Here is a 12,614-nt window from a genome sequence, read left to right on the forward strand (position 1 = left end):
AAATTGAGGACACGCCCTAGTTTTACAAGGTTTAAAAAAATTTGTTACACAATTTTATCAATTTAACCAACCAGAAAAAAAAACATTACGCCAATTTTTTGATGACTGGGGAAGCAAAAATCATTTTAATCAAAGCACCCAGTCTGATAGCCACATACCTTTTGAAACCAGCTCCAATTTTCATTATCCCAACCACACCCCCGTGTTGTATGGCGAATTAACTGCAGATTTGTTCAACAATGTTCTTCTAAAACAGGGCTATTTATCTGCGGATATTGGAGCCGGCCCAGCTCATGGTAAATGGGCACATTCCATTCAATTTTTTCTTTTAGAAGAAGCAAGAAAAGATGGGCAATTAAAACTCCACACCAAAAACGTCTGTGAATTTATTCAAAAAATCTCACAAGTTCACGGTGAATTTGAATCGATGAGTTTGTGGAGCATTCTTTTTGATGCATTTGATGAAACTATCTTTACCTGCCCTAATACTATTACCCAAACCTTGTCATCACAATGGGATGACTCAGAAGCCGCACAATTTTTAACTGCCAAATTAAACAATTTCCGAGAAAAATTTGAAGAGGCGGCATCTACTAAAAGAAATTATAATTCCTATGCCAATCAAAAGTATCTGAGTAGAATTGAGGAGGCAAGCTATATTAAATATAAAGACAAATGCGCATTACTTTGGTTTTCACCTTTTGCTAAAAAAGAGAAAGTGGAAGATACAACGCCCATCGATTCACTAGCAACTCAACCAATATAGAAATACATGATATTACGGTCATTGAACGAGTTATTTAATCCAACTGAATCGAAACTCAGGGTACTCTATCAATTATCTACTTTTCTGGAGTATTCTGTTTAATGGAAAGAGGAGCTGGGGGTTAATACTGTATTTTCATGTACTTGTTTACAAAAAGTTTCTTTAATTAATACTCCGCTTATCAATACCCCTACGAATACAAAAGCGACCATTACTATAAAATTCATCTGATAATCCGCAAGAGTATAGCTTGAACTACTGCTGGAATAATCCAGCATGAAGCCCAATAAAGGGGCATTGATAGCTCCGAAGATCATTATCATTGTATTATTAAAAGCAAGCCCTACGGTAAGATAACTCTCCAGACAATATTCTTTAATTATTGCAAACCCTATACTTTGTCCACTTGCCCCACATCCTAACAGGAAAAAACAAACCAAAATTAGGAACTTGTTCAGTGGTAAATAAATGAGGCTAATTAAAGAAATTAAAACCAGACAGGCACTAAAACACATTATTTTTTTACGATGTTTCAGTTTATCTGAGTAATAACCAATAAAAGGACAACCTATCGCATATCCCAGCCAAGCAATGGTAATAAGATAGGAAGAAAAAACAGAAGAAAATCCTTTGCTTATCAGAAAAGCCGTTCCTTCATTCTCTGACAAATATTCCAGTGAAAAATACACGCTTGAGGAAAAAATTCCTATTAACCAAACCTGTTTTTGGCGCATCAACAAGCGTAAATTTGTAAAAAGAGAAGAGGGTCTGGATAATACCAAAAAGTTATTCGCAGTTTTATTGTTTTGACTCACAAAACAAAAAATTAAAATCGCAATGAATCCACCAACAACAGCAAGCGATAAAAACAATCCCCTCCAACCTAAAATATGATGCTCAGAAAGAGCATTTAATGGTCCCGCAGCCAGCATTGGCCCCATAGTACCAATAAACTGAGAAACACCAACAAAAAAAGCAAATCTTTTTCCTGGCAACCAATTATAAACAGCAAGCAAAAGACAAATAAAACCAAAAGAAGAGCCTAATCCCATGAGAATTCTAAAAAATAAAGCCAATTCAAATTGCTGTGTTAAAGAAAACCCTAAATTTGCCACAGTGCAAATAACAGCTGCCAATAATAAGGTTTTTTTTAATCCTATTTTTTCAGCGATAACCCCAACAGGTAACTGCATTAACCCATATACTATTTGGTAAACTGTTGAACTCATTATTGCAAATTGAACTGCCGACAAATGCAGATCAGCCATAATAGGAAATTGAAAAGTCCCTAACACGGTACGTAATAAAAATTCGTACATGAAAAAAAAAGCACAAATGAACCAAACCAGCACTCCTTGAGCTGTCAATCCGGTATCGCTCATAAGCCTTCTTCTAGTTGTGCTTCACTCCAAACTTCCAAGGCTGATTCGGCTCGATTATTATCAATAAATGAAGCAATTTTAAAAATTGTTTGCCCTTCATGAATTAGAGGATGCCGATTGATGCCCACTACAATGCCATCCAGAGGAGCTCTCACTGGCTCTGCACTTCCAGCACCTAATGGATCACTGATCAATCCAAGAATCTGTTTTCTGCGAATATACTGGCCTAATTCAACTTGTATGCTTAATACACCGCTATGATGTGAATGAACCCAGTCTTGATCTTGGGAATACACAGGCTTAATTTGCTTACTACTATCAATTACTTCATTAGGTAACATTCCAAGCGCACACATAACATTACAGATACCACTGATACCTAAAGAAATGGCTGGTTCGTTAAAGCGCAAAGCTTCACCAGCCTTATATATCAATGAAGAGATACCCATGTTTTCTGTTGTTTGTAACAGTGAATTACGTTTGGTTCCCATATTAGTGATAACTGGAGCAGCAAAATGCCGGGCCAATTCCTTGGCTTGTCTATCATTCAAATCACAATAGACTTGAGGCAGAATATCATGGTTCAATGAGCCTGTTTGCAACTCTATACAATAATTAGCTTTCGACAAAATTTCTTTCGTCAAAATATAAGCCATTCTATCTCCATATGTCCCATGCTCTTGCCCTGGAAAACATTGCTCAAGAGGAATGCCCTGAGATATAGGTTTTAAATAATTAACCAACGCCAATACATTCAATACCGGGATAGCGATAAGTGTTCCGTGAATATTTTTTAATTTTTCTGAATGTAATAAGCGGTTTATAATTTCAAGGCCATTTAACTCATCCCCTTTAAGAGCGGAGAATACAAGCAGACATGGTCCATTTTGTTTCCCATGAACAACCTTAATTGGCATGTAAAATGAGGCACATGAATATAACTCTGGGAGAGGAAGAGCCAAATTTGCTGTTTCTCCAGGATGGATAGTTGCATCACAAATAGTTAAATTAGAATTTTTCATGCCCAAAAAGTAGCATTAATCTTCTGAGAATTAATACAATAATAAAAACAATGGGGTAAATTATACCAAACTAGAGGTTTGGGAGCAAAAAGTTAACCAAAACTTGAATTAAGATTAGTTCGTTAACACTTTTATTACATTGAGATTCCTGTATCATTGATAACTTCGGTTTCTTTTTAAAAATTACTACGACATGTACTACATACAAGAGTTTGTTAAATCGAATATGTGGATAATGTATGTTATAGCTACTCTGTTCTCTACGGGAATAATTCGTTCGGTAGTCGCTCAAACCATTCGTTATGTTACTATTCGTGTTGAAAAAACAAGTTTTATTTATGATAAAGCTCTTCTGCATGCTTTAAAAACCCCAACTGCATTCCTGATATGGTTTCTTGGCATAATCATTTCCTGTTCTCTTATTTCAAGTTACAAATCAGAGTTTTTTATAGTTAACTACCTCCCTCAAATTAAAAATACAGGGATTACTTTTGCTCTATGCTGGATATCAATCCGCTTTATCCGACAAATTGAAGCATTCTACCTTAGTTCGAATAACAAACGACAAAAAGAAATCGATAAAACATTTATTCATGCTTTAGCTCAATTTCTAAATATTATTGTGTTCGTGCTTGGATTGTTGGTCATCATGCAAATATTAGGAATCCCCATTGCAGGACTATTAGCTTTTGGGGGAATTGGTGGTGCTGGAATTGCTTTTGCAGCCAAAGAGCTCTTAGCTAATTTTTTTGGTGGACTTATTATCCACATGGATAAACCTTTTAAAGTGGGAGATTGGATTCGTTCACCTGATAAGAACATTGAGGGGATTGTTGAACACATAGGCTGGCGAGTTACAAGAATTCGTACTTTTGAGAAAAGACCGCTTTATGTCCCCAATGGAGTATTTTTGACGATTAGCGTTGAAAACTCATCCAGAATGTTAAATCGAAGAATCAAAACCAATATCGGAGTTCGATATCAAGACGCTGATAAAATCAATACGATTACCAAACAAATTCGACAAATGCTTTTAAATCATGAAGGAATTGATACCACTCAAACGGTGGCAGTTCATCTGGTTGAATTTGGCATATCATCCTTAAATATTATGGTGTATGCTTTTACCAAAACAATAAATTGGGTAGATTTTCAAACAATACAGCATGAAATATTCATGAATATTCTAAGTATTTACTCTGAAAACGATGCTGAATGTGCCTTGCCAACTCAAACACTACATTTGCATAAAACTCAGTCAATGCAATAAAACCCTTATCAATGGTCTAAAATATCTTTACTTTGAATTGCAATAGCACTTCGCTGAAAGTTATCCCAAGGATCATTTTTTTGTGCCAATCGATAAAATATATTTTTTAAGTGATAGCTTTGTGGGCCAATAGACTTGTCTTTTAATTCATTCCAATCAATAGGAGTTGCTATAGAAGCATTTTCAAGAGCTCTTAGTGAATAAGGAGCAATTGCTGTCATCCCATAGTCATTTCGCAGATAATCAATAAATACCTTATTACCACGTTTATTTTTACGTTGCTCGATAGTCGTTTTATCAGGACATTCCTTGTGTAATCGTTCTGCTATTTGTTTTGCAAAAGCTTTTACTTCATGAAAAGAATAATAAACTTTTATGGGAATATGAATATGTACCCCTCGTGAACCAGTAGTTTTAACAAAAGAAGGCCATTGTAATGAATCCAAAATCCCCTTTAATACGAAAGCAGTAAACCGCACCTTCTCAAAATCATCATCTGAAGGATCCAAATCCAGAATAATTTGATCGGGTTTTTTAATGTCTGCCATTTTCGCCAGCGGTATATGCAGCTCTATAGTGTTTTGTTCAGTCAAATAAACCAAATCTTTCGCTTCATTAATCCGGATCATTTCCATCGTAGTGTTTTTTTTTTCCAAAGGAACAGTGGCACGCTGAATGAAGGCTGGAAAATAATCTGGTGCATGTTTTATAAAAAAACCATCCTCATCAATTCCATTCGGATAACATTTTAATGTTATTGGTCTTTCATTTATCCAAGGTAAAATAAAACCTGCTATTTTATTATAATATTCAGCTACTTCCTTTTTTGAAATTCGGGCTTTAGGAAATAGCATTTTATCCGGATGGGTAATTTCAACTTTATCAATATTCATTAATTTGCCCTGGTATTCCTGTTTCTTTTTAATTTTATTAAAGCAGAAAAACGGTTTTTAATCGAAACAATTTGTCATGATATGGATTTGAAAAACTGGAAATATTTCTAAAAAAAATTATATTTACAGTATAACTTTTAATCTCTTTTTGGATTAAATAGACTCCTTTCCAAACTCGATGAAGTGTGGGAATTGCGAGGAGAAATGGTACACATAACCGGAGTGTACACATTAGTATATGAGGATTCGAGCACCGTACTGACGAAGCAATTTCTCGCTGCAGTAAAGTTTGGAAAGAAGTCTAATGAACCAGGGAAAACGACATCATGAGCAAATTCCTCGTATTTGTTGTATCAATATTATTTTTTCTTCCAGTTTTAGCGGGTGATATTCCAGAAGTAGACATACAAGATCAACAATCTGATCAGACGCTCTGCGCACAACAATTTTATAAACAATGTATTAGTAAATGTGAAGAAACAGCTTATGGTGATTGTACTCAGGCCTGTGAAGAAAATGCTAAAAACCAGTGTCTTCAAGCAGGTGAATAAGGAGCGCTTAAATGAATAAATGAAACTAGCTAAAGTAAGTTTTAATCGAGAGATTCTGTCTCTAACCGTTTAAAAAAATAAGCTACTTTTATAATTTCATGATATAAATAAAATACTAGATCTGGGATTTTAAAATGCTCCATAATAATAGAATCAATAAATTAGCCGTCTTTTGTGGTTCAAACACAGGTTACTCTGATGAGTATCGACAGTCTGCGGAAAATATGGCTGACGTCTTAAGCAGTATTGGAATTACCTTAGTTTATGGTGGGGCGAAAATAGGTCTAATGGGAGTCATTGCTAATCGCATGCTAAAAAACGGTTCAAAAGTGATTGGAGTTATTCCCAAATCTCTAGTGGATATTGAAATAGCGCATGACGGATTAACAGAGTTACACGTTGTTAACTCAATGTATGAAAGAAAAGTATTGATTTGCAAATTGTCAGATGGTTTCATCTTGCTTCCAGGTGGCTCAGGTTCTCTGGATGAGTTTTTTGAAATGTTTACCTTGGCACAATTGGGATATCACACAAAACCCTGCTGTGTATTGAATACCTCCGGCTACTATGACTCCCTATTGCAATTTTTAGACAATGCGGTGAACCAAGGCTTTTTAAACCCGACTGCTCGCAATACGATAATTGTAAATCAATCGCCAGATACATTAATTGAAAATTTATATGATATAGTAAATAACAGCAGGGAATGAATCAAAATATAACAAGGAGCCAATCAATGCATAATAAGCTATTGATAGTAGTTTTTTTAGTGAATCTTATTTGGAACCCTAGTCATCTTGCCTATGCTTCCTCAACTGAAGTGCCAATACTTGGGAAAACGCTGAGCCAAGCTAAACAACAACAAATGACACCGAAACAGGCATTACAACGTTTAAAAGATGGAAATCAGCGTTTTCTGAGCAATAAACCATTAGCAAGAGATTATCTACAACAAGCAAAACAGTCATCTTACGGTCAATACCCTTTTGCTGTCATATTAAATTGTATGGACTCGCGAAGTGTTCCTGAATTCGTTTTCGATCAAGGACTGGCTGACTTATTTACCTTACGTATAGCTGGTAATGTGATCAATGATGATATTTTGGGAAGTATGGAGTATGCAACAAAAGTAGTTGGATCACGTTTAGTGGTAGTCTTGGCTCATACCTCATGCGGTGCTGTTGCAGGAGCATGTAAAGACGTCAAGTTAGGCCACTTAACGGATGTCTTAAATAAGATCCATCCCGTTGTGAAACCCAGTATGGAAAGCACAGGTTCTGATAATTGCTCCGATCCAAAACTAATCGATGCCATTGCTAAAGCAAATGCATTACGTGTCGTAAAAAACATATTAGAGCAAAGCCCTATTCTAAATGAATTAGTAAAAAGTAAACAAATAGGGATTGTAGCGGGTGTGCATGATATCAAAACAGGCAGAGTGATTTTTTTTGAGGAAAAACGTTCTGTTCCTGATTAAAGCATGGTGGCAATTGCTACCATGCCTTAATATTTTCTTTCAAGATCAAGCGAAAATTAGTTAGAATATACACTTTTTTTGTTAATGAATATTATGCCGAAACCACACAATTCCATTATTTTTCTTGGCCTGCTTTCGGCATTTTCTTTGTTAACCTTTGATCTCTATCAACCGTCACTGCCTTTTATCACCAATTACTTCAATATCACCCCGAGTCTAGGCCAATTAACCTTAAGCATTTATTTATTGGTGTATGGCGTCACTCATCTCATATGGGGACCACTTATTGATTATTTTGGACGTCGACGCTTACTCCCCGGCAATCTCGTATTAGCCTTCATTGGAAGCGTAATGTGCGCATTGGCACCCAATATCACTATGCTTATTTGTGGCCGTGCCTTACAAGGTTTTGCTTTGTGTTGTGCAAACCTCATTGCATATTCTGCAGCACGTGATTTTGAAGACACAGTAGTTCGTGCCAAAGTACTTTCTTATATTTCCATGACTGTTTCAATTTCGCCCATTATTGCTCCCGTAATTGGCGCTCTTATCTTTCATAATTTTGGTTGGCAAGCTAACTTTATCGTGATGGCCGTGGTGGCTCTGGTTTTGCTGATTCAAGCCAAGCTCTCTCTATTAGAATCCCCTTTCTGGACGCCGCCTCAAGGGGCTTTTTCAATAAAAAAGGTTCTTAATGAGTATAAGTCAATACTCCATATGCCTTCTTTGTGGTGCGCATCATTTATTCTGATGTTTGGTATTTCAGCAGTAATGCTTACCATAATCAATTCTTCTTATCTCATTATCGAAGTCCTCAATTACTCTCCTCTTGCCTATGGATTTATTTTTATACTGAATGGTTTAAATATTATTTTTGGAAACTATCTTGGTATTTGGCTTCGTGAGCGATTGAACATTATGACCACTATCTATTTGGGAAATGGATTCATTATCCTTGGCGGCGCAGCCATGCTGATCACTTCCAAATTTTTTGGATTTAGTCTTTTAGCCTTGGCTTTTTCATTAATTTCTAACCTGGGTATCAGTGTGAGTGCAGCCCCCACTATATCCATAGCTCTGAGTGATTTTAAACAAAACGCCGGGATAGCCATGGCTTTCATGAATACCATACGTTTACTTGGTCCTTCTCTTTTAACTATCCTGACCGGATATTTGTTAATGAGAAATCTTGATGCACTTCCTTTAGGTCTAATAGGTTCAGGAATCGGCGCCCTCTTTTTTTCTTGGCATTTCAGTCGATTAACGTATCAATCCAGAGACTCCGAAATGGATAGCAAAGAAGCATTGACTTAATAATCAATTGCAGATCTCATATAGGATATAAAATTTTCTACATATTTCTCTTGAAATGCCCAATTATACATTGGTTCCGTGAAGGTAAAACACAACATGAGTTGATTGTTAAGAGTAAGAACATTAAGTAATACAGGTATATCAGCATTCTGTCGTGAGGTACAAAAATAACTTCGTCTCCATTTCAAATTCCCGTACTCAGCATCAAAGGGTAACAAACCAATATTTGTTACTGTAACACCCATTGAAAACCGGTCCCTATGACCTTCCCATAACGACAAGGCATCGATAATATCCTGTCTGCTATGATTAACAGGAAATATTGCATCATAGGGTAATCGTTCCTGTTTTAGTTGATGATCGTACTCCTGAGCAAGCTGTATAATGTCTGATTCTGCATTGATCTGTTGATGATAAGTAGTAACCACTGATACATAACAACCAAAGTAATCCTCAGGTATAGAAGGTTCACACCACTTCCTTAAGTTGACCGGGGTATGTAATGTTGTTGTCAAAGGTTGGCCAAGAACTTTCGCCAGGGTAATTAAAGACACAGCATTAACTAATGCATTAAGAGAAAACCCTTTATTTTTACTAAAAGATAAAAGCGCTTTGGTTTGTTCCACATTGATACAGTGATAATGATTTTTTGTTATTCGCTCGCCTAATGGGGTATAACTTTGGTAATAAATTGGAGTAGATATAAACCCGGAGGGTAGAGAAGATTTTTGCCCGTATTTATGTTGTACTAATTCTTCAACAGGAGGATAGAGAGGGAATGTCGTCTTTGCAACACCTTGTTGGTAATTTTTAAAAAGGCTATTAAAAAAATAAGCGATAGATACACCATCACCAATATTATGCCCGGCGATTAATATGATCTCATGATCATCACCATCTTGATCATAAATAAGAACCAATCGCCATTGATAATCTTGATTACGAGGAGGCCGATTTAATTCCAACTCAATTATTTCTTGCCAGATTGATTTAGAAGTTCGCCTAATCACTTGGAATGGTAAATAAACCGCTTCTCCCTCCTCTACGCAAAACTCACTCTGTTTGTTACTTTTGATCACTTTAGTTCTAAGCAAGGGTTGCTGAGCTTGCAAGAGCCTAAGTGCATTAACAAAACGTGTTAAATCCAAACTAGGCTCGGATACTTCTGCGACGGCGACAATTAAACCATTTCCATGATCTTTATCATTTCCCCATTGGCATAATTCTTCCCAATAACCTAGTTTTCTGGATATTCGTTTCATAAATTCTCTCCAAATGCCCTAGTGATGATGCTAGAAGAACTTTTTGTAGAAAGCAAAATTTTTCTATAGGTTATGAACTGAAGAAAATCTGGATTTTGAATCGGATAAAAGAAAACCAAAATTAAGTAAATTTTCTGCTACTATAGTTATAGGTCTTATCCATATAGAAATATTTCCATAACAAGGAGATATTATGCCGTATAACATGGGCTTTTACTTAGAGAAAAGATAATATTAGGTATTAAAAACCCGAGATTATGGTATTCTTGCTGTTTGTTTTTAATTAGGAGCCCAGTTATTTGAATGGTGTTCAAGAAATCTTGAAATCATAGCACCGAGTAGAATTGGGTAAATATAGGGTTTCATCCTTGGTGTTCCCCTGGGTTGTTATAATTGTATCTAATTCTATGCCAACTTGTTCAATGCTCTTGGCTTATGGATTAATACCTAATTAATACTAAAATATACTCAAATAATTAGTAAATAATGCGAAGATTAAAAAATATATTCTCTATAATTTATCAATACTTGTTGAAAGAAACTGAAGATGCAAGTCATCAAATTACTTTATTTGGTGTAGTAATGATGATTAATTATCCACTTTTCGGAGTTTTCTGGAAACTGGAGCGTTTTCAACTGACAGAAGAATTTGTTTTACGTATCACTGCTACTCTACTGTGTGTCTGTTTAGCACTTAATCAGTTTTGGCCTAAATCATTATTAAAATGTCTACCGGTTTTTTGGTATGTAGTCCTGCTTTTTTGTTTACCGTATTTCTTCGCCTATTTGACACTTATTAATAGCGGTTCAACTCTATGGTTGATGAATTGTGTATCTGCCATCTTTTTTCTTTTGTTGGTCTCCAGTGTTTTAGGAGCGCTGGTACTGCTAATAATCGGTGTTGGCCTCGCTTTTTTTCATTTTTACTTTTTATCCAGTCACCTGTTTATCTATGATCCAGGAACAATATCACTTTTTAGTTTGATAGTGACTTATATTGCAGCAATCATTATTGGTGCATTATTTGCCCGAGATAGAGAACTGACTTATGCAGGTCGTTTATCTGGCATGCGCATGTTGGCAGGAAGTATTGCTCATGACTTACGAACTCCACTGGCCAGCATTTATTTGCAAGCGGAATTACAGGAATTGATTGTCGAGCGATTAAATAATCCGGAAGTGCAAAAGGATCTAAAGGAGAATTTAAGCAAAATTACTCGTGGAATAGAAATGAGTAATCAATTAATCCGAATGCAATTAAATAATATTCAACGTGACAAATTAGATACAAGTACTTTTTCAATTTACTCAATTAAAAAATTACTTAAAGCCTCTTTAGACGAGTACCCGTTCAAAGACAATCAGAAATCTTTGATTAATTTAAATGATAAGAATGATTTTTCCATATGGATAGATGAAGTGGGCTTTAAAAATATGATGTGGAATTTGCTAAAAAATAGTCTGGAACTTATAGAGGAAACCAGTAAAGGCGAGATCACCATTTGGTTGGAGCAAGGTTGGGAAAAGGAAAATTTTAACTACCTCCACATAAAAGATACTGCTATAGGTTTAAGCAACAAAGACTATGAGAAAATTTTTGATTTCTTCTATTCTGGCCGTAAGGAAGGAACAGGTTTAGGATTGGCGTATTGCAAATTTCTGATGCAAGCGGCAGGAGGAGACATTTCTTGCAAAGGAAAAAGAAATGAATTCGCTCATTTCACTTTAAAGTTCCCTAAAATTGATTAAATTTTGTTCGTTCAGATACTGTATAAAAATTACTGTATTTTCTTATGCCAAACCAATATTAATTAACGTTCGTTTAGCGATATAAAAGGCTTTTCCTTGCCTTTTATATCGAACTCACGTTAATTAAACAATATATAGGAAAACTGCTCCCACATCTTCAATTGATGGGTTTGAATAAAATGAAATGATTCTATCAGGCGTTGAGGTGATTCTTCCCATATGGGCACAATCAATTGAAGCATGGTATCAAAGTGATCAACGTGAGTATGCACATTAAAAAATGTTGTAGCATGTTGGGATATTTTCATCGATTGAGCCAATTCAACAAGCAGGGGATAATCAAGATTATCCAATCGCTCATAAGCAGCAAAAGCACATAAATGGTCTTTAGGGTCACGTTGTGATAGCCAAGACAAATGGGTTTTATTAAACTCTTTAGCGAAAGGCATATAGTTGGTTTCATTAACTATTTCATCATGAATATCAACACCACATTCTTTTGCAAAGCGCTCATACAGCTTTTCGTGAGAAAAACGATTGCCAATTCCAATTTCTTCATGAATGTTTTTAATGATAACCTGTTTTGCAGCTTCATTATCTGAAAAATTGGCGATATACCAGGCAAAATTTATAAAATGCCCTCTTAAATGATAAAAGATGGATGCGAACATTTTTTTTAAATTGTCATCCCATAAAGTAGCATATTCAGGATGAAATAAACGGATCGATTTAAGTGAATTCTTATAATCCAAATCCGATTGAAAAAGAAAATGGCTGAGTGATTTTGGTAAGCTTATGCTTATGTCTTCATACATGATTCACACTTCGCACAAAATAAATTAAAGCTAGTAAAATAATTAAACATTATACCATCTGGATAACATTTACTCAATAAAATATTATTGATTTTTTGATTTAAAAACTTATT

At 35.4% G+C, this 12,614-nt stretch carries 11 protein-coding genes and 1 pseudogene; 7 read left to right on the forward strand and 5 right to left on the reverse strand.

What is annotated here, in order from left to right:
* Positions 1–16 precede the first annotated feature (16 nt).
* A pseudogene (locus tag ACZ5EK_RS13245) lies at positions 17–766 on the forward strand (LirA/MavJ family T4SS effector); the annotation flags it as partial.
* 98 nt (positions 767–864) lie between these two features.
* Here the strand turns inward: ACZ5EK_RS13245 and ACZ5EK_RS13250 are convergent.
* Together ACZ5EK_RS13250 and ACZ5EK_RS13255 are read right to left on the reverse strand one after the other, a co-directional pair.
* A complete protein-coding gene (locus tag ACZ5EK_RS13250) occupies positions 865–2,148 on the reverse strand; it encodes an MFS transporter (protein ID WP_464430141.1) in 1,284 nt (427 codons plus the stop codon).
* A complete protein-coding gene (locus ACZ5EK_RS13255) occupies positions 2,145–3,170 on the reverse strand; it encodes a succinylglutamate desuccinylase/aspartoacylase family protein (RefSeq protein ID WP_464430142.1) in 1,026 nt (341 codons plus the stop codon). Before ACZ5EK_RS13255 ends, ACZ5EK_RS13250 begins: the two co-directional genes overlap by 4 nt.
* 235 nt (positions 3,171–3,405) lie before the next feature.
* Between ACZ5EK_RS13255 and ACZ5EK_RS13260 the strand changes: the two genes are divergently transcribed.
* Entirely contained in the window at positions 3,406–4,440 is a 1,035-nt protein-coding gene (locus ACZ5EK_RS13260; RefSeq protein WP_464430143.1) for a mechanosensitive ion channel family protein, read from the forward strand.
* An 8-nt stretch (positions 4,441–4,448) separates the two neighbouring features.
* On the opposite strand, the gene ligD is transcribed toward ACZ5EK_RS13260, so the two are convergent.
* On the reverse strand, positions 4,449–5,333 hold the full coding sequence (ligD, locus tag ACZ5EK_RS13265) for a non-homologous end-joining DNA ligase (RefSeq protein ID WP_464430145.1): 885 nt from the start codon (positions 5,331–5,333) through the stop codon (positions 4,449–4,451).
* Between the two features lie 326 nt (positions 5,334–5,659).
* On the opposite strand from ligD, the gene ACZ5EK_RS13270 reads away from it, so the two are divergent.
* The 4 genes from ACZ5EK_RS13270 to ACZ5EK_RS13285 all read left to right on the forward strand — a co-directional run bounded on the left by ACZ5EK_RS13270 (position 5,660) and on the right by ACZ5EK_RS13285 (position 8,675).
* Positions 5,660–5,884, forward strand: coding sequence for a hypothetical protein (locus ACZ5EK_RS13270; RefSeq protein ID WP_464430146.1), 225 nt, complete (start codon positions 5,660–5,662; stop codon positions 5,882–5,884).
* Positions 5,885–6,018: 134 nt separating this feature from the next.
* Positions 6,019–6,594 carry an LOG family protein gene (locus ACZ5EK_RS13275; RefSeq protein WP_464430147.1) on the forward strand — a complete coding sequence of 192 codons (576 nt, stop codon included), beginning with the start codon at positions 6,019–6,021 and terminating at the stop codon, positions 6,592–6,594.
* 26 nt (positions 6,595–6,620) lie between these two features.
* Positions 6,621–7,361 (forward strand): carbonic anhydrase family protein, encoded by a 741-nt coding sequence (locus tag ACZ5EK_RS13280; protein WP_464430148.1) that lies wholly within the window; start codon positions 6,621–6,623, stop codon positions 7,359–7,361.
* A gap of 93 nt (positions 7,362–7,454) precedes the next feature.
* Positions 7,455–8,675 carry a multidrug effflux MFS transporter gene (locus ACZ5EK_RS13285; protein WP_464430149.1) on the forward strand — a complete coding sequence of 407 codons (1,221 nt, stop codon included), beginning with the start codon at positions 7,455–7,457 and terminating at the stop codon, positions 8,673–8,675.
* On the opposite strand, the gene ACZ5EK_RS13290 is transcribed toward ACZ5EK_RS13285, so the two are convergent.
* Positions 8,672–9,937, reverse strand: coding sequence for a phthiocerol/phthiodiolone dimycocerosyl transferase family protein (locus ACZ5EK_RS13290; protein WP_464430150.1), 1,266 nt, complete (start codon positions 9,935–9,937; stop codon positions 8,672–8,674). The genes ACZ5EK_RS13285 and ACZ5EK_RS13290 overlap by 4 nt on opposite strands.
* Positions 9,938–10,423: 486 nt before the next feature.
* Here ACZ5EK_RS13290 and ACZ5EK_RS13295 point away from each other — a divergent pair, with 486 nt between their 5' ends.
* Complete coding sequence (locus ACZ5EK_RS13295) at positions 10,424–11,686, forward strand: sensor histidine kinase (protein WP_464430151.1); 1,263 nt, start codon at positions 10,424–10,426, stop codon at positions 11,684–11,686.
* A 119-nt stretch (positions 11,687–11,805) separates the two neighbouring features.
* On the opposite strand, the gene ACZ5EK_RS13300 is transcribed toward ACZ5EK_RS13295, so the two are convergent.
* On the reverse strand, positions 11,806–12,501 hold the full coding sequence (locus tag ACZ5EK_RS13300; protein WP_464430152.1) for an iron-containing redox enzyme family protein: 696 nt from the start codon (positions 12,499–12,501) through the stop codon (positions 11,806–11,808).
* Positions 12,502–12,614: the final 113 nt, after the last annotated feature.

The organism is Legionella sp. JM-2024 (genome assembly GCF_055389095.1).

Bases quoted from the DNA above. Each gene is read 5' to 3' on its own strand.
- ACZ5EK_RS13250 (WP_464430141.1), bottom strand. From the start codon at position 2,148: ATGAGCGATACCGGATTGACAGCTCAAGGAGTGCTGGTTTGGTTCATT.
- ACZ5EK_RS13255 (WP_464430142.1), bottom strand. From the start codon at position 3,170: ATGAAAAATTCTAATTTAACTATTTGTGATGCAACTATCCATCCTGGA.
- ACZ5EK_RS13260 (WP_464430143.1), top strand. From the start codon at position 3,406: ATGTATGTTATAGCTACTCTGTTCTCTACGGGAATAATTCGTTCGGTA.
- ligD (WP_464430145.1), bottom strand. From the start codon at position 5,333: ATGAATATTGATAAAGTTGAAATTACCCATCCGGATAAAATGCTATTT.
- ACZ5EK_RS13270 (WP_464430146.1), top strand. From the start codon at position 5,660: ATGAGCAAATTCCTCGTATTTGTTGTATCAATATTATTTTTTCTTCCA.
- ACZ5EK_RS13275 (WP_464430147.1), top strand. From the start codon at position 6,019: ATGCTCCATAATAATAGAATCAATAAATTAGCCGTCTTTTGTGGTTCA.
- ACZ5EK_RS13280 (WP_464430148.1), top strand. From the start codon at position 6,621: ATGCATAATAAGCTATTGATAGTAGTTTTTTTAGTGAATCTTATTTGG.
- ACZ5EK_RS13285 (WP_464430149.1), top strand. From the start codon at position 7,455: ATGCCGAAACCACACAATTCCATTATTTTTCTTGGCCTGCTTTCGGCA.
- ACZ5EK_RS13290 (WP_464430150.1), bottom strand. From the start codon at position 9,937: ATGAAACGAATATCCAGAAAACTAGGTTATTGGGAAGAATTATGCCAA.
- ACZ5EK_RS13295 (WP_464430151.1), top strand. From the start codon at position 10,424: ATGCGAAGATTAAAAAATATATTCTCTATAATTTATCAATACTTGTTG.
- ACZ5EK_RS13300 (WP_464430152.1), bottom strand. From the start codon at position 12,501: ATGTATGAAGACATAAGCATAAGCTTACCAAAATCACTCAGCCATTTT.